The sequence below is a fragment of the Brooklawnia propionicigenes genome, assembly GCF_030297015.1.
GTDB lineage: Bacteria > Actinomycetota > Actinomycetes > Propionibacteriales > Propionibacteriaceae > Brooklawnia > Brooklawnia propionicigenes.
In genome coordinates, this window is record NZ_AP028056.1 from 2,273,373 (window position 1) to 2,289,754 (window position 16,382).

General features: G+C 61.4%; 16 protein-coding genes, 1 pseudogene and 1 CRISPR repeat array. Of the genes and pseudogenes, 4 read left to right on the top strand and 13 right to left on the bottom strand.

Going from position 1 to position 16,382, the window contains the following annotated elements; all coding sequences use genetic code 11:
* Positions 1-155: 155 nt before the first annotated feature.
* From QUE25_RS10335 to QUE25_RS10375, 9 genes and pseudogenes are all read right to left on the bottom strand, one after another.
* Positions 156-443: pseudogene (locus QUE25_RS10335) on the bottom strand (IS256 family transposase); the annotation flags it as partial.
* 340 nt (positions 444-783) lie between these two features.
* A CRISPR array of direct repeats spans positions 784-2,439; the repeat unit is 37 nt; unit sequence GTTCCGAGGAACCTCGCGCGTCAAAGCGCATAGAAAC.
* A 244-nt stretch (positions 2,440-2,683) separates the two neighbouring features.
* Positions 2,684-2,827, bottom strand: a complete 144-nt coding sequence (locus QUE25_RS10340; RefSeq protein ID WP_286264693.1) for a hypothetical protein — start codon at positions 2,825-2,827, stop codon at positions 2,684-2,686.
* Between the two features lie 163 nt (positions 2,828-2,990).
* Entirely contained in the window at positions 2,991-3,980 is a 990-nt protein-coding gene (locus QUE25_RS10345) for an SDH family Clp fold serine proteinase (RefSeq protein ID WP_286264695.1), read from the bottom strand.
* A gap of 6 nt (positions 3,981-3,986) precedes the next feature.
* Positions 3,987-4,169: a hypothetical protein gene (locus tag QUE25_RS10350; RefSeq protein WP_286264696.1), complete on the bottom strand. Its 183-nt coding sequence runs from the start codon at positions 4,167-4,169 to the stop codon at positions 3,987-3,989.
* 243 nt (positions 4,170-4,412) lie between these two features.
* A complete protein-coding gene (locus QUE25_RS10355; protein WP_286264699.1) occupies positions 4,413-5,318 on the bottom strand; it encodes a hypothetical protein in 906 nt (301 codons plus the stop codon).
* 300 nt (positions 5,319-5,618) lie between these two features.
* Positions 5,619-6,404 carry a transposase gene (locus QUE25_RS10360; RefSeq protein WP_286264701.1) on the bottom strand — a complete coding sequence of 262 codons (786 nt, stop codon included), beginning with the start codon at positions 6,402-6,404 and terminating at the stop codon, positions 5,619-5,621.
* Between the two features lie 28 nt (positions 6,405-6,432).
* Positions 6,433-7,017 carry a hypothetical protein gene (locus QUE25_RS10365; RefSeq protein ID WP_286264703.1) on the bottom strand — a complete coding sequence of 195 codons (585 nt, stop codon included), beginning with the start codon at positions 7,015-7,017 and terminating at the stop codon, positions 6,433-6,435.
* Positions 7,018-7,765: 748 nt separating this feature from the next.
* Positions 7,766-8,899: a hypothetical protein gene (locus tag QUE25_RS10370; RefSeq protein WP_286264705.1), complete on the bottom strand. Its 1,134-nt coding sequence runs from the start codon at positions 8,897-8,899 to the stop codon at positions 7,766-7,768.
* 447 nt (positions 8,900-9,346) lie between these two features.
* Entirely contained in the window at positions 9,347-9,922 is a 576-nt protein-coding gene (locus QUE25_RS10375; RefSeq protein WP_286264707.1) for a recombinase family protein, read from the bottom strand.
* Between the two features lie 218 nt (positions 9,923-10,140).
* On the opposite strand from QUE25_RS10375, the gene QUE25_RS10380 reads away from it, so the two are divergent.
* On the top strand, positions 10,141-11,205 hold the full coding sequence (locus tag QUE25_RS10380; RefSeq protein ID WP_286264709.1) for an AlbA family DNA-binding domain-containing protein: 1,065 nt from the start codon (positions 10,141-10,143) through the stop codon (positions 11,203-11,205).
* Between the two features lie 796 nt (positions 11,206-12,001).
* Here the strand turns inward: QUE25_RS10380 and QUE25_RS10385 are convergent.
* Both QUE25_RS10385 and QUE25_RS10390 read right to left on the bottom strand, forming a co-directional pair.
* Positions 12,002-12,373, bottom strand: a complete 372-nt coding sequence (locus QUE25_RS10385) for a transposase (RefSeq protein ID WP_286264711.1) — start codon at positions 12,371-12,373, stop codon at positions 12,002-12,004.
* Positions 12,373-13,155, bottom strand: a complete 783-nt coding sequence (locus tag QUE25_RS10390; protein WP_286264713.1) for an IS630 family transposase — start codon at positions 13,153-13,155, stop codon at positions 12,373-12,375. Before QUE25_RS10390 ends, QUE25_RS10385 begins: the two co-directional genes overlap by 1 nt.
* Positions 13,156-13,247: 92 nt before the next feature.
* Between QUE25_RS10390 and QUE25_RS10395 the strand changes: the two genes are divergently transcribed.
* Entirely contained in the window at positions 13,248-13,460 is a 213-nt protein-coding gene (locus QUE25_RS10395; protein WP_286264715.1) for a hypothetical protein, read from the top strand.
* Here the strand turns inward: QUE25_RS10395 and QUE25_RS10400 are convergent.
* Together QUE25_RS10400 and QUE25_RS10405 are read right to left on the bottom strand one after the other, a co-directional pair.
* Positions 13,425-14,309, bottom strand: coding sequence for an IS3 family transposase (locus tag QUE25_RS10400; RefSeq protein ID WP_286264730.1), 885 nt, complete (start codon positions 14,307-14,309; stop codon positions 13,425-13,427). The genes QUE25_RS10395 and QUE25_RS10400 overlap by 36 nt on opposite strands.
* The gene (locus QUE25_RS10405; RefSeq protein WP_286264732.1) at positions 14,306-14,578 is read right to left on the bottom strand and encodes a transposase; all 273 of its coding nucleotides are present in this window, start codon (positions 14,576-14,578) and stop codon (positions 14,306-14,308) included. Before QUE25_RS10405 ends, QUE25_RS10400 begins: the two co-directional genes overlap by 4 nt.
* 27 nt (positions 14,579-14,605) lie before the next feature.
* Here QUE25_RS10405 and QUE25_RS10410 point away from each other — a divergent pair, with 27 nt between their 5' ends.
* On the top strand, positions 14,606-14,884 hold the full coding sequence (locus QUE25_RS10410; protein WP_286264735.1) for a hypothetical protein: 279 nt from the start codon (positions 14,606-14,608) through the stop codon (positions 14,882-14,884).
* Positions 14,885-15,369: 485 nt separating this feature from the next.
* On the top strand, positions 15,370-16,299 hold the full coding sequence (locus tag QUE25_RS10415) for a hypothetical protein (protein ID WP_286264737.1): 930 nt from the start codon (positions 15,370-15,372) through the stop codon (positions 16,297-16,299).
* Positions 16,300-16,382: the final 83 nt, after the last annotated feature.

Here is a 16,382-nt window from a genome sequence, read left to right on the forward strand (position 1 = left end):
GATCTGCGCCCACTGCCGCAAACCGATTGCCCAACAAGTCGGTCCCGTTCGCGATCCTAATGGCCTTCAGGAAGCTCGTGCGTCCCAGCTGATATCGGCGAAGCTCGCGGGTCCGAGGCGATCAGTCAGCAGCCGCGAGCCACTGGGAGCAATAGTCAAGACCTGTGGATGGGCGTGTCACGCGGCTTGTGGTTCTCCGCCGGGTTTGTCGGGGCGTTCGATAAGTTTGCCTTTGTCGAAGCGGGCGTCGGCGCGGACGAGGGCGACGAGCTGGGGGCCGTTCATGACACGCCATCTGGCTTGGGCTGACTCGATCAGCCTGAATGCCATAGCGACCCAGCGGCTCGGGAGCCGGGTCCCTTGGTGACGCGCTGGCGGAGCCGGACGGTGGCGAACGTCGACTCGATCGGGTTGGTGGTCCGTAGATGGATCCAGTGCTCGCTACTTCGACATCAGATCATCCTCGGGAAGGTGCGCCCGTTCACGTCACCCGGCCGAGGGCCATCCACATGTTCTGATCATTGCTCGGTTTGCACGTCAATGCGTCAACTGCTGGGCACAGTTGGGTACGCTGGGACAAACCAAGTCACCAGAAAAGGTGTTGTTCTGGTCTGTGTGATTCTGTCCTGCGAGTCGTCATCGCTGGGCGGGTGCGTGCATGTGTTTGACTAGGTTAAACGCACCAAAGTTGGTGCAGAGGGGAGGTCTTGACGTAGTCTGTCGCGAGGTGCGTGCAATGCACGTCCATCACCGCTTGTGGAAGGCCATATTTCGAGGGGTAGGGTTCCGAGGAACCTCGCGCGTCAAAGCGCATAGAAACTTTCTGCACGGTTACATCACGCCAGATTTGTTGTAATGGTTCCGAGGAACCTCGCGCGTCAAAGCGCATAGAAACTAGGTCCAACCACCTCCCTCGGCCGAAACAGCTGGACCGTTCCGAGGAACCTCGCGCGTCAAAGCGCATAGAAACCCGAGGTCAAGCCGCCCCCGCGCTCCCACGTGGCGGCAGTTCCGAGGAACCTCGCGCGTCAAAGCGCATAGAAACCGCATGAGGTAACCTAAACGATCATCAATGCCAGTTCCGAGGAACCTCGCGCGTCAAAGCGCATAGAAACCAGTAACACGAGCTTGTTGTTCGGCGACCTCAAGCATGAGGTTCCGAGGAACCTCGCGCGTCAAAGCGCATAGAAACTTGCCTGAGGTCGCCGAAGGAGCGGTAGACGACGACAGTTCCGAGGAACCTCGCGCGTCAAAGCGCATAGAAACTCGTCATCTTCAGCCCATGACGCCGCCAGCGGCGTCGTTCCGAGGAACCTCGCGCGTCAAAGCGCATAGAAACTTGAGTAGCTCGTTTGCCTTGACTCGGGCGGCGTTCTGGTGTTCCGAGGAACCTCGCGCGTCAAAGCGCATAGAAACCACCTCGCTGGTTTGCTATGGCGGCGAGAACAGCCGTTCCGAGGAACCTCGCGCGTCAAAGCGCATAGAAACTAGGGTTCCGCCAGCTAAAGGCAACTTCCGTCGGTTCCGAGGAACCTCGCGCGTCAAAGCGCATAGAAACCAACAGACGAGCAACCCCACCCAAAACGAGCGACCCGTTCCGAGGAACCTCGCGCGTCAAAGCGCATAGAAACACGGCACCTCCGGTGCGGGACGGAACAGCAGGATGCCGCGTTCCGAGGAACCTCGCGCGTCAAAGCGCATAGAAACAGGCTGGAGGTGACGTCCACGACAACGCAGCCGGTTCCGAGGAACCTCGCGCGTCAAAGCGCATAGAAACCCCCATTGAGAAGCTCAGCCACAAGCCCCTACTTGCGTTCCGAGGAACCTCGCGCGTCAAAGCGCATAGAAACGGTCGCAGACGACCGCCTGGACTTTTTGGGCTGTTCTGAGGAACCTCGCGCGTCAAAGCGCATAGAAACCCGCTATTTGCTAGCCTCGCCGGCAGACGAGGCTCCAGTTCCGAGGAACCTCGCGCGTCAAAGCGCATAGAAACCGTGAGCCGTTCTACCAGCTCTACAATTGCGGGCAATTGTTCCGAGGAACCTCGCGCGTCAAAGCGCATAGAAACACGACGGCGCTTGCGCCTATCAGACACATGAACGTGCCTAATGTTCCGAGGAACCTCGCGCGTCAAAGCGCATAGAAACCAATGTGACCTCCCCGCCGTTGAACTGGGCGGTAGTTCCGAGGAACCTCGCGCGTCAAAGCGCATAGAAACCGGACGAGGGCCCGCCGTATTCCCGGGTCTACCCCTGGGATTCCGAGGAACCTCGCGCGTCAAAGCGCATAGAGACGTTCATGTACGCACAGTTGTTGAACGACACCTTGTTCCGAGGAACCTCGCGCGTCAAAGCGTATAGAAACTCGCGCGGTGTTCGCTCAGCCAGTACAGGTACCAGCCGGTTCCGAGGAACCTCGCGCGTCAAAGCGCATAGAAACATCCCCGAATAGCCGTGTGCAACTTTGGCTGCATTGGTTCCGAGGAACCTCGCGCGTCAAAGCGCTAGATGTGTGTGATCGACTTTTCTTGAGCCGTTTCAGCGCTTGGTTTTGAGCCGGGCCAGCCCGGCGATCGAGGCGTGCTCACGACGGACCTGCTCGGCACGGCTCGGGCGGTCAGCAAGGCCCGCGGTTGGGCGACTTGGTCGTCCTGCTCGGGGAAGGACCTCGTCGAGAAGGTTCCTCATGCCGCGTCTCGGGTGAGGGCGGCGTTCTCGTAGTTGATCGGGCTATTCATGTCGGCACTCGAGTGGCGCCAGCCGTGATTGCAGAACCCGTAGTACCAGTCCATCACGACGGCCTGGGCTTGGCGGGTGCGTCGGGACAAGACTTCCCATTCGAGGCTGCTGAAGAAGGCTTCGGCGGCGGCGTTGTCAAAGCACGACCCGACCCGGCCCGTGGACGGGCGTATGCCCTGCTGGGCGCTCAGCTTCGTGAATGCGTTCGCCGTGCGCGTTGACCCGCGGTCGGTGTGCCTGTGTGGCGCCTAGTCACGGCCGTGGTTGCAGCTCCCCGAGAAGTCCTTGTGGTGGGGCTCCTTGGGGGGGTATGCCTTGCGGTACCTGCTGAAGAACCATTTGGCCGCCATGCTGAACGTACCTGCGTCCCATGTGATTCTCGATGATCTTCACGGCCGTGGACATCGTGAAAGTGTGGGTCGCCATGTGGAATACCGACAATACAGCGTCTTGAAGGTCTTGGTTATCCTCAAGCGCAGTAACACGAATCCCGTGATCAATGAGTTGTTCACGGGTGATCGGACGACTGTGCGACAGGTGCTCCTTGTCGTTCGCCAACCATTCCGCAGCCCGCTCCGCTTCATCCGAATTGTCTTTCAGCATGTACTGTCCGAGCCACTCCGTAACCAATTTCTTGGACAGCTGCGTCGCCGATTCGCAAAAATTGAGCAAACCGGGTGGATACTGTTGGAGCGTCGGCAACCAACCGGTTATTCTCTCTGGGCTTTGGGCGCATTCGTCAATCGCGCCCTTAAATTGCTCAATGAGAGCCCCCGCAGGCATCTGGAGGCTGTTGCCCAACGTAACCTGGGGATCAATGGGGCCAAGCTGTGAGTGCTTCCCCATGATGATTTCGTCTGCAGCCATTGCCCACATCGTCCCTGCCGACATTGCCGCGAACGGGACAATTACTCGCAAGGTGCTGAACTTCGAGCGGATGTACCGAACAATACGCTCTGTCGCTTCAGCCTGCCCACCGGGAGTGTGCAGAATTAGGTCGAGTCCGGGCCCTTTGAGCCCTCGCATGACCTCCATGAAACCCTGTAGATCTTGAAGATTGATGGCGGTTTGAATGCCGCCTGCACTACCAAGGAAATCGGTGGCGTACAGAACGACATCATTGTCTGTACATTCCTGTACACGACGCAGGTGGGCGCCCCTCATGTCATCGAGGTTGACAAGACCCCCATGGGCTTGTGCCTGGTCGTTGATGTCCGCGAGCAGCTCGCCCCATGAAGGCACGATGCTTCACCGGGCCGCTTGGCTGGTTGTCGTGGTGCTGAAGAATACCTTGCTGCTGCTGACATAGACAGGTGGGTGAACCCATCGAGAAGCGAGCTTGACTAGCCTGATGCCGGTCGCGACATTATTGTTCGACTGTCCCCTGCTCAACAGCTCAAGGCGGCTGCGCTCCAAGTCATCATTGGCCATGTGACGCTCCTCCATCCGAGTAAGCCGATCCTAGCTCGTCTCAATCGCCACGGCGCGGCGCGGCGGTCGGCAAGCCGAGCACAGCCAGCGGAACGCGCCCCAACAACCGTTCGTGAGACATTCTTGGCGAGGTTGACACGGCGGCTGGGGTGCCCACAGCTCGGGGGAAAGCAGCGATTGTGACCTGCGGGCGTTGGTTCACTGATCCCCGGTCGCCCTGAACGTGAGTCCGGGTCACGGGTTCTATCGGCCCCGGTCACCGACGACCCGGTAGCGCGGGTGTGGCTGGTGTGGTCCGCGGGAAGAGCGGCGTCCACGGCTGGGTCGCGCGCGGGTCGCATACACCGCGGGGAACGCGTTCCCCTTGTCGGCGAGGATGCGTGCCTCGGTGGCGCGCTGGTTCCCGGATCCGGCGTATCCCTCGGCACGGACTTGGCGCTGTTCGGCCGAGTCGTACCCGTCCTCAGCTTCCTGATCGAGGCTATCGGCCCGCTTTCGGGCCTGTTCGACCTCACCCACCTGGTCGGTACCGGCCTCCGTTTCGGATAGCGGCGTCGGGTCTTTGGCGCCTTGGGTGTGCCTGTCCTCATGGTCCGCTTTATCCTCGACGGTCCGGGCCCTGCTGCGGTCACGTCCGGCGCGGCGGACTTCGTCGCGCTCTTGTTGCCAGCCGCGTTCGGCTTGCTCTAGGAGCCGACGGACCGCGGCCGCATCCAGGTCCGGTTCGGGCGTGACACCCCATCCGGTGGCGATCCCGCGGGCCATGACCTCGCGGGCCGCATCCACATCCGGGTGGCCTCGGTAGGCGTCGGCGATCTTCCAGGTATCGCCGACCTGCGGGATGGTCGCGGCAGCCCACCAGCTGGGGTCATGAACCAGCCGCAGCCGTGCCATCGCAGCCTGCTCCTGTGCAGCGGCCTGCCGCATCCGATCCTCGGCCTGCGTGGACGCCGCCGTCACGGCGCGTTCCTGGTCGATCGCGTGTTGTTGGGTGGCGCGGGACTGCGCTTCTCCGAGGCGGGCCAACATCCCAGCGGTCAGTTGGGCAGCGTTGCGCAGCGCGTCGTCGATACCGTCGTTGTCGGACATCATCAGGTTCCTTTCCTCGCCGACGATGTGGCATCCGGCGTGCACCACCCCGAGCGTCACTGCTCCTCCCCGACACCGGCCGGGGTCGTACGTTCGGAACGCCGCGCCGGCGTCGGCGATACGGGCCGGCTCGGTGGGATCACCGAGCCGGCAGGCCTGTTGAACGCGGCCACCACGACCGACTGCTGCTGATCACTTGGCGCCGGCACCCGATCAGCCCCGCCGGTCGCCGGCAGTTGAGGCGTTGCAGCATCGGCGTCAGCCGAGCGTTGAGGGGCTTCTGTGCATCGGGTAGTTCGTCACGCCAAGGTCGTGAAGGCCTCGAAGGGTTGATTCGAAATCGTCTTTACCACCGGTTGGTTAGGCGGCGGGTGTAACGGTGTAGCCGGCGGTGTCGAGGTCTCGGATCTTGCGGCGCACGCTGGCGGCATTGGCGGGTCGGGCGTAGTAGGTATCACCTAGATCGTAGTAGAACTCGCCGGTTGTGAACTTGTGCCAGATGCTGGTGATCATGGAGCGCTCGGTCACCACCAAGGCCCTGGAGTAGCCGAGTCGAGCAGTCAGCCGCTTGAACCTGATGTTCAGGAAGGACCCCTTCTTCCGAACAGCAGCTATCGCCGCGATCCCCAGGGTGCGTTTGATGTAGTGGTTACCCGGAGGAGTCGCAACCCGCTTGTTGGTCCCGGCAGACTGGTAGCTGCCCGGAGCCACCCCTGCCCACGAGGCGAGTGCTGCGGGTGTGGGGAACACGTTCATGTCGACGCCGATCTCGGCGATGAGTTCCTCAGCACCTCGAGGACCGATCCCGGGAATGCTGACCAGCAGGTCGCGGGCGCTGGTCCACCCTTCGGCCTCCATCAACGCATCGACCTCACGATCGAGGGCGTCGATGTCGGCGGTGGCCTGCTGGATCCGTCGGAGCCGGAAGTCGATCATGAACCTGTGGTGATCGTTAACCCGGCCGGTGAGGGCGTCGGTCAACTCATCCAGACGGGACCGCAGCTTGCCTTGGGCGAGACCAGCCAACACGGCGGGATCGTCTTCTCGACCCACGATCCCCCTCAACATTGCGGTCGCGGACTTGCCCTGCAGGCCCGACACCACAGCAGCCAACTTGATACAGGCGTCCTCCAACTCCTTCTCCAAGCGTTGCACTCCACGGATCTGGGGGACCTCACAACGGAGTTGCTGACGCCTGGCCGGCGCCCCTAATTCCGGAGTCCTGTCTGCATGCGGTGGTGGCTCTAGTGATGAGGGACTGAAGCTCGGTGAGGAACGTTGGGCCGCACGACACTGCGTCGATGGTGGCGTTAATTGAGGAAGGAGAGTCGGCTTCGGGCGTGTAGCGTTGACCTACGACCTTGGCCGATTCGACGAAGCGTTGTCTTAGCCAGCCGTCGGTGATATCCACCCCCCCGAACCAGTACTCGCGACGGCCAGCGTGCTCCTTCATCGTCAGCCTCGCCGTGATGTCCCCGGCGCGAATCGTTTTGAACTCGATCTGGCTTGCTGCCGGGAAGTCGGTTCGCCATCGAGCGACCGCATCATCCCAGCGATCTTGGCCGGTCTTGTTGTTCGCCGTGCCGGAGTCCGTGAAGTCGTACGGGAGGACAAAGGTCAACTTCGTCAATTTCGGTCGCTTGGTGCAGACGGCCTTCAACGACTCGCGCATGCCACCCAGCGCATCTTCGAGGGTGGCATGGAACTTCGCTTGAAATCCCTCCCCGGGTCCATCGTCGTAGACCTCGTACCACTCCACGCCGGCATCCGGGGCCCGGGTCTTCCGTGTCTCGACGTGGTGAACACCAGCCGGTGGGCGCAATTGGTAGGTCAGTTCTTCCCACGCCCGTGCTTGGCTGCCCTCGTGTGACCTGATCTCCCGTAAGCGGATCTCCGCACCTCTGTGGTTGGGGGCCGTCAGGCGACAACCTGCCCGCGGGTCTTCCGAAATCACCTTGAAGACTCTAGTCAATGAACACCGCAGGCGCAGGGCAGAAGCCGGCCTGGGACATGGTCGGCGGGCGGGGCGGGCGGCGGCCCCGCGGAACGAGATTGTCGGCAACCAGATCAGCGTCCAGCACCTACACGACCTTGCCGTTGGGATGCAACGCCACACTCCAGAGGGACGATCACGCTCGTCAGCGCGAGCGCGAGGCCACGTCCACCCACGGCGACGTCCGCGACTGGGCAGTTGAGTGTTGTCACGATCATCGGCATGGTCGTCCGCGCTGACCGCGGCATGAGAGTGCGCGACGTGCAGCACCGCACAGCCCATCCAACGTTCCCGATATCGGCACGACTGACGCCACGTGAAGACGTTCCCGCGGGAACGCGCGGAGGACGTTTGGGATCGCGCAGATCCGGCGTTCAGCCAAGAGAATCGATCGCCCGGGGTGCGGCAAGTGCGGTCGCGTCCTGGGATGCTGGCCAAGGCGCTCCCCGACCGACATGATGGGTCTGTGACTCATCCGGATTGGCGCGAGACGGTTCGACGACTTCGCGTAGCGTTAGTTGGAGTCAAGGGGCTGGACCTCCGATCCGATGGCGGGGTCGTTTACCATCCACCAGACCGGTGGCCACTCGGCGAGGGGCAGGGCACCGCCGCCGTGATTGACGAGCTTCCATCCGGCATCGGTCTCGCGCATCAAGAACGTTAGGGATCGCGGCAGGACCGTAGCGCTGGGCACGTAGTACCCTCCTGAATCGTGCACTGGCGCCAGAATGATGAGCTCAGTGTCTCTGCTCATGCGGCGCCGAGTGGTACCTGCCCCTACCTCGCCGAAACCCTTCCACGCAGATTCAAAGTCCTTCCCTTCGCTCACCACGAAGGCATCCCACACCTCAGCCGGCTTGTGGACCATTTTAAGACTGCTCAATAAGGGCTCAAGTTTCTCTTCATGGAACACATTGATCAGGTAGTTGTTCCAGAGCCAACTGCGCAGCCGGCACTCCAGCCAAAGAGGATCTGCGAATTCTAGCGCAGCACCGAAGTTGCCTGCCTGCAAAAACTCGAAGACTCGGAGCGCAACGCCAGCTACTCCAGTCGAGGCGAAACGCGACTCGTCGGCTTTTGTGCTCAGCGTGGCGACCGCAGCGGCAATCTGCTCCACGGCGACGTCACTCTTGAATGGTACTGCTCCTGTCGGTAGGGCGTCGTCTGGAGGAATCTCGCGATTGGCGAGCATGCCTAACACGCTGACGCCGAATAGGACAGAGATAAACCCAGGGATAAGCGAATACCAGACGAAACCGCTTGCGTTCAGCATGTATGTCCACACGCCCAGCCCAGAGGCCAGGATCGCTGCCAGCGCCGCACTTCCCCACGGAACAGGCTTCTTCCGCGCCCCGAGGGGAGTGCCAGTCAACTTGGCAATATCTAGAATGATCTTTCCGTGTAGCCATGCAGGCGCGCCCGTGTGACTGTTGAGGATGTCGTTCTTCTCTACGCGGGCCAGCAGCTCCAGTTCGCCTACGATCTGCTCCCTCAGGGCTTTCTGTCTTTCGCCCCACTTGAACAACGCAAGAATGGAGACAACCAGAGTTCCCAGCGTTCCGAATATGCGAGTCCAATCCAACGCTGACACCGCCCCCCATAACGCGCCCCAATCCACCGAAGGAGCATATCCCTCAAGAGCGATCACAGCAGCTCACCCCCGGTCTACTGGCCGACCACCCCAGCTCGCCCCGACAGTAACTCGGCTCATGAGTGAGGTCACGCCCTTCTAGGTCGAGGTCCGTCCAAGGGCAGTTGAGGGACGTCACGACCATCGGCAGGTGTGGGAGATCACGTCCACCGACATGGACGTCCGCACATCGGATGAGAACGGTGGCACCGAGCGTGCGTTCCTTTGCCACATCACAAAGTTGTAGGGGTTGCACAAGTGCGTTGGGGTGTACACCAACCCGACCGGCTCCAGGCTGTCGGTAAGCGTCGCTATTGAGTCCCAGCCGAACCAAAGCAACACTCATGCTACGAGGTCTAGACATGGCGCAAGACGGCCAACCGGCCCGGCGAAGCCGTCGATGCCGACTCTCCCGTGGACCACACCAGCCACGCCCGCGTTACCTGGACGACAAGTGCCACCCTCTTACGCCGCCGCGTATCGCCCGTTCCCGTTGAGCGCTGAGTGGAGCGTCTGCCGGCTCACCCCGAGATCCCGGGCCACACGAGCCTTTGGTACGCCGGCCTCGACCCGCTCCCGGGCCGCAGCGATCTTCGCGGCATCGAGCTTGGGCGCCTTGGCGTACTTGCCCGCAGCCTTGGCGAGAGCGATCCCGTCGAGCTGCCGCTCGCGGATGGACTCGCGCTCCAGCTCTGCGAACGCAGCGAAGATGGTGATCATCGCTCGACCCTCCTTGGTCGAGACGTTGAGCAAGGGAGAGTCGATGAACTCCAAGGCCACCCCCTTACTGGCCAGTTCGTCGACGATACGCAGCAGGTCGCGGGTGTCGCGCGCCAGCCGGTCGATCGACTTGGTCCTGATGGTGTCCCCAGCCTGCGCAAAATCGATCAGGGTCCTCAGTTTGGCACGATCGGCGAAGGTCTTCCCCGAGACCTTCTCTTCGACCAAGACGTCGACGCCGGCCAGCGCCTCACGTTGCCGGTCCAGGTTCTGGTCCTTCGAACTGACCCGAGCGTAGCCGTACAATCGTCCACTCACCATTGAGACCTCCCGTCGCTTCCGTCGACTGACCATTGTGATGACTTCATCCTACGCAGCGGTCCTGGCCCTTCTTCGGGGGGATCGAGTACACCCTATTGGACGAATCAGAAGCTCCGATCCGAGAAGTGTGGTACCCGGCACATCCACGGGACGACCGGTGCTAGATCCATCGCAGTCATTCCACGTGATTCTGCTCTCCTGGAGAGCAGAATGGCTTCATGTCACTTGCTGACCACTCAACCCGACCTCTATCTGACGATCAGTCGTGGATCGAACTGGTCAGAGCGATCTCCGCTGCCAAGGAAGTCGATGAGACGCTGTGGCTGGAATGGAAGTCGCACCTTGACCTAGCCGCCAAGGTAGATCAGTTTGCTCTGGCGAAGGAGATTCTAGCCATGGCTAACCGCGATGTGCGGGCCGCTTCTGTCTACTGCGAAGGATGGGCATACATTGTGGTGGGCGCTTCAGAAGAAGGCATCGGCGGGATAGAGCCTCAGGCGTCGGCTAGCCTTGAGCAGAAGCTTTCCAGATATCTTGGAACAGGGAAGGAAGCCCCCCGCTGGCATCTCCACAACGTCACAGTCGACGACCGAAATGTGTTGATCATTGAGGTGGAGCCGCCGAAGGATGGTGACCGCATGTATACGCTTCACAGGGACTCACCTACCGGCGCAAGAGCCGGAACTGTGTTCACCCGGATCGCTGAGAAGTCGGAGCAGGCCAGTCCTGCGCAGATCGTTATGCTGGAGGACCGCCTAGTTGATGGCGGCTTCGAGGAACGCATTATGGAACGGGTGGCTCTCGTGTGCACCACGCTGGACGCGCACGTGGACTTCGACGAGAGTAATGCCGCGCAACGGTTGTTTGCCGTCATCACGGACCAGCCAGCAATTTCGGTTGCACCATCTGTCAGCGTTTGGCTGCACCCTGTTCCTCGCCTGAGGTTCTCGGCCAGTATCCCGGGCGGACCGTCCACCTTGTGGCCGCCGCGCACCACGCATATGCTCGCAGTCTACCCAGCCGGATATGACCTTCGAACAGCATATTCTGACGTTCGCGACACAATGAAGGCACTAAATCGGCCCTACGCTATCTCTGATCACAACACGCCAGAGCCGGGGAACCTTATTGCAGTCTGCACGGAGAGCTTTGGAGAATTGCACTCCGCCGTCAAGTTGCTTCTGCGAGCAGGGCCGGCAGGCAGCATCGGAATGCACTCCAGTATCCAGGCAATTCGAATCCAAACATGCCCCGATACCTTCGACTACAAGGTAAGCATCTAGCTAGCCGGCAGCGTCTTGCCTCCGCCAATGGGTCATTGGTTCGTGCACTCCCATACGCTTGGCAGCTCTAAACCCGTGTCTTCGCATAGCTGCATGTAAGGCCAGATCGGTTGCGACAAGGCTTCAGAGATCATTGAAGGCCTAACACAGTGAGAACTCCTGACAGCATTTGGGACGAACTGGTGCCTCCACCAGGTCGACGCCCTGACGTGTGCGAGACATGCCAAACATGGAATGATCAGCCAACGGAACTGGAATGCTCCAACTGCCACGACATTCGCCGCGATCTCCAAATGCCGGCGCTACCCATCAGCGTGCTGAGTCTCTACAAGCAGCCGTCCTTGTTGCGCGACTGGCTCAGCTACTACAAGGGACGACCTGAAGAGGGCGTTGCACCAGTAGAGACGTATAGGGACGTCATCCGAGGTATTCTCGCAGACTATCTTCGATGAGCATTGGGCGCGATTGGTGCGCGAGCTCGGAAACGTCGACGCCCTCACGGTCGTTCCGTCGACCACACACCCGGGTCCTCATGTACTTGAATCGGTGGTGGCGAGCTTCGGGTTGCCGATTCCCTGCCTCCAGTTGCTTACGCGTGGTCATGGCGCGCTTGGGTTCAGGCAAGCTAGCAAGGACGGATTCATCGCGGCCTTGCCCTATCGTTCCCTCCGGGTTCTGGTTCTGGATGACGTCCACACGACAGGTGCCCGTCTAAACAGCGCAGCTGAGGCGCTACGGCTGGGCGGAGCCGATGTCGTCAACGCGCTAGTGGGCATCTCCGTTAGTTCGTCGGGGGTCAGGCTGCCTTTTGGGTCGGTTCGGTGGTGTCGTGGCGGCGGAGTGGGGTGAGGTAGCCGTTGAGGTCGCCGCGGGTGTATTTCCAGTCGAACGGGCTGGCGGTGGTGTTGTAGCGCTGTTGGAAGGCGAGGATTCGCGCGGCGAGGTCGTCGAGGTTCGCGAAGTCGCCGGTGCTGATGGCTTTGCGTTGCAGGATCGAGAAGTAGATCTCGACCTGGTTCAGCCAGGAGGCGTGCACGGGCAGGTGGACGAGGGTGGCGATCGGCCATGCTTGCCGCATGCGTTCGACCGAGCGGGCGCCGTTGTGGGACGAGCCGTTGTCAACGACCCAGAACACGCGGCGGGCCGAGGCGTAGGGTTCGGTGGTCATCACCTGGTTGACGAGTTCGGTGAAGGGTTCGATGCCGGTGTTGGGGCGATGGTGCCGATCACGTGGGCGTGGTGGACGTCGTAGGCGGCGAAGTAGGCCAGGGTTCCGCCGCGGCGGTACTCGAACTCGACCCGGCGGGTTCGTCCGGGTCCGGGGGCCAGGTCGGGGTGGCGGCGATGCAGTGCCTGCAGTTGGGATTTCTCGTCGGCGCTGATCACGTAGTCGTCGGCGCCGAGTTCGGCGCCTTGCCAGCGGCGGTCGTAGAGGTCGAGCACGATGCCGGCTTTGGCGGCGAAGTCGGGGTCGCGGGGGAAGATCCAGGACCGGTGCTGCCAGGGTTTGATCGCGCCGGCGGTCAACCAGCGGCTGACGGTGCTCGGACTGACCGAGGTCACCATGGTCTGGCTCACGGCCTGGACGGCCAGTTCGGCGGCCGACCAGCGGGCCAGCGGCACATCACTGTCGGCCGGTGGGGTGCAGGCCAACGCCTTGACCTGGGCGACCTGGACCGGCGTGAACACCGGTGGCCGTCCGGATCTGGCCAGGTCTTGCAGCCCGGCCAACCCGTTGTGGGCGTAGCGATTGCGCCATTTACGGACGGTGTCGACGTGCAGGTCCAGGTCGGCGGCGATCGCCGCATTCGGGTGGCCCTGGGCGGCGGCGAGGATGATCCGGGCGCGGATCACCTGGCGATGCTCGGCGCGCCGGGAGTTGGCCAGGCCGGTCAAGGCGGTGAGGTCGGCGGGGTCGGGGACGATGATGAACGGGGAAGTGGTCACCATGACCCCCAATTTGGGACGTTCCCCGTCCGACAGCCGGACGCCACGCCGTGCGGGCGCGAAGAAGGGCAAGGTCAGTGGGTCATGATGGGGCAATGGCCAAGATCCCCGAATCGACGAAGAACTCGTTGGAGTCCCGGCTGACCATCCGTGCCCGAGAACGCTGGCCCGCCCTCACCCGGGTCCAGATCCGCTTCCGTGCCGGGTTCGCCTACGTCGACGGCGTCCTCGCCGACGGTGAGTGGAGTGTTCCCGATAAAGTGGATAGCTGTTTAGGCTGCGAGTTCAAGTATGTTTCTGTAGCCTAGCTCATATTCTTGCGGTGTCAAGTATCCGAGCGTTGAATGGCGACGAGTCTGGTTGTAGTATTCCTCAATCCAAGAAAACGTGTACTTCTTCAGAGTCTTGAGATCTGGCCAAGGCCGGGTATGGATGAGTTCCTTCTTGTAGGTCGCGAAGAACGATTCCGCGACGGCGTTATCGTAACAAATCCCGGTACGGCCCAATGATCGACGAATCTTGTGTTTCCGACAGTACTTAGCAAAATCCGTCGACGTATACTGCGTCCCACGGTCCGAATGAAAAATCACGCGTGTCCGAGGCTGGCGATGAACCCGAGCCATATCTAAAGCATCAGTGACCAACGAGGTACGCATATGGTCATCGACAGCCCAGCCCACCACCTTCCTGGAATACAGGTCGATCACCGTCGCCAGATAAGCCCAACCATTCCACGTCTTCACATACGTGATATCACCGCACCACTTCTCGTTCGGTGCCGACGCCTCGAACCTTCGACCGATCAGGTCCGGGGCTGGCACCGGATGCTCGCCAGCCACCGTGGTTCGCCGCCACGCCGCGGGATGACGGCCCTGGACACCCAGCGCCCGCATCAGCCGCCACACCCGCTTGCGCGATACCCGGTGCCCGCCAGCAGCGAGTTCGGCATGAATGCGTCGGACCCCAGGCTGGCCCGGGCTGCTGGCGTAAAAATGTCGAATCAATCCCATCAGCAGATCGTCTTGGTCGTGCCTGGCCGAAACCCGATGACTCCGCCACTTGTAATAGCCCGAGGTCGACACCTGGAGTTCCCGACACATGAACACCACCGGATAAACACCCTGATCAGCCCAGTCCGCGATCGCAGCAAACTTCACTGCTGGTCTTTCGCGAACCAGGTCGCCACTTTTTTTGCGAAACTGGCCTGCATCTGGAGATGAGCGTTTTCGTCCAGCAGCCTCTGGTAATCCGCGCGGAGCTGTTCGAGCTCGGCCCGTTCCGAGCGGGTCAAAGGCTCGTCCGGGTCACGCTGCTCATCGCGCAAGTCTCGTTCTTTCTTCACCCATTTCCCTAACGTCTTCTCGAGGACGCCGATATTCCGTGCCGCCTCAGCGATCGACCGCCCATCATCCAACACCAACGCCACCGCGTTAGCTTTATACTCCGCCGTGAAATGCCTCCGCGTAGATCCCATAATCAGCTCCCCTTCACCCTATCGGGAACCGCAAACCTCACCAGTGTCCACCAAACCGGGAACGGTCCAGAGGTCCTCAAACTGTGCCGGCTCCGCTACGCCGGCTACGCCAACCAGTGGGGATTCGCGATCTACCGGGCCAGCCACGACGGCTACGAAGACTCATTCCTGCCCACCGGGGTCATGAGCGGCCCAGCAGAAGACGCCCTCGACACCGCCTGCGGCCTCTACCTCAACGACCCCACAGCCTGGATCTGAACCCCCCGACGAACTAACGAAGATGCCCACTAGTCGCCGCCCGGTGGCTGAAGAAGGGACGCGTCGCCTGACCGCGCGAGCACCCGCCTCCATGCCGACCCACGCGATGCTGGCGGGTGACCCGATCGCGGACCCATCTATCGGCGGCCGCCGACGCCGAGGGCGTGACTTCACCCACATGCCGATGTCGTGACATCACTCACATGCCCAGAGTCGGACATCGGCCTCGATAGGCGTCACCTCACCGACATGTCGAGAGTCTTGAGCGAGCATACCCATGATGGGCTCGATGTCGTCACGAACTGGCTAGTGCGCCTTGTCGCCGAGCGGGACCACGCTACCCCCACGAGTTCACCGTTGTCCATCCCTGTTTGGTCCCCGCCGACTACCCGGAGAGATGAGTAGCCTGACTTCTAGGCAGTAACACCCCCTCAAGGGCACTGAGGGGCCAGGGCCTTGAACGCAGTCTAGTTGTCGGGGGTGAAATGCTTTCCGTTGAGTATTTGGAGCACGAAATCGGCCTGAGCGCGAATGAGATGATCAAGGTACTACAATCTGCCGACTCGACGAGAATCCAGCAGGCTATTGGCGCCAAGCTCGATTCAGATTCAGCCAAAGCCATTCATGAGAAGATACGTGCCTATGGACTCGAGCGGGAGGACAACGACTACCTGATCAGCGAATTGTCCCCGGGCGTATTTGACTCCGATTTCAACTACGCCACTGGGCATAGCGGAGTTGGGGGCGCCCCACCCCGAGGAGGCGCCTCGATCCAGCACATTCGACATACACTCCTCTATGCTCATCGCATTTACATGAGTGACCCGCTCGAAAGTTGCCTGTGGAACTTCTACGAACCATATGGAGACTTTCGCCTCTTGGTTCTGCTCCAGTCCCTGATCGAGTGGGAATTCATCCGCCCGCTGGTCAAGAAGGGGGTTATCAGGCTGCGATATGGTTGGAGTGGTGACGGGCTCGTCGTGCGCGACTTCGTCGATGAAGCCTTCGCTGACCCGGTCTTTCTCACACAACTGCTGGAGATTGGTGCTTGGCGCTCGCGACCGGAGCACCCCGTTAGCGCGGCCATGTATCGAGCCGCAAGAGAGCGCGATGACGTACGTGAGATGCTGCAGTTAGCTTGGTGGGATGACTCTTTCTGCGCCCCCAGTTGGGATGACGATCTGGTGCGGGCCATCCGGAGCGCGCAGCAGCCTGGGGCGGACTTGTGGCTCCCGTCTTGGAGACACGCGAAGATCCTCCAAGCTTTGGCCGGACGGGGGTCCGGGTTAACCGCCCCGACAGTCGGCGACGTTGAGTTGTTGTCGACGCTAGTCGAGATGGAAGTTCCGTCCATCACCAGGGCCCCGGAAAGGTCGGTTGATGGGCCTGTGACTTGGGAGAACGTGGGGGTGTGACCGGCGTGGCGTGTGGGACGGGTGTGGCCTGTGGGGCTGGGATGGGAGTTGCCATACAACCTTCCCCGACCCAGGACCACACC

What these genes read in the sequence shown, in the direction of transcription:
- QUE25_RS10390 (WP_286264713.1), bottom strand. Translation starts at nt 13,155, where the DNA reads ATGGTGACCACTTCCCCGTTCATCATCGTCCCCGACCCCGCCGACCTC.
- QUE25_RS10395 (WP_286264715.1), top strand. Translation starts at nt 13,248, where the DNA reads ATGGCCAAGATCCCCGAATCGACGAAGAACTCGTTGGAGTCCCGGCTG.
- QUE25_RS10415 (WP_286264737.1), top strand. Translation starts at nt 15,370, where the DNA reads ATGCTTTCCGTTGAGTATTTGGAGCACGAAATCGGCCTGAGCGCGAAT.
- QUE25_RS10380 (WP_286264709.1), top strand. Translation starts at nt 10,141, where the DNA reads ATGTCACTTGCTGACCACTCAACCCGACCTCTATCTGACGATCAGTCG.
- QUE25_RS10385 (WP_286264711.1), bottom strand. Translation starts at nt 12,373, where the DNA reads ATGACCACCGAACCCTACGCCTCGGCCCGCCGCGTGTTCTGGGTCGTT.
- QUE25_RS10410 (WP_286264735.1), top strand. Translation starts at nt 14,606, where the DNA reads ATGCCTCCGCGTAGATCCCATAATCAGCTCCCCTTCACCCTATCGGGA.
- QUE25_RS10375 (WP_286264707.1), bottom strand. Translation starts at nt 9,922, where the DNA reads ATGGTGAGTGGACGATTGTACGGCTACGCTCGGGTCAGTTCGAAGGAC.
- QUE25_RS10350 (WP_286264696.1), bottom strand. Translation starts at nt 4,169, where the DNA reads ATGGCCAATGATGACTTGGAGCGCAGCCGCCTTGAGCTGTTGAGCAGG.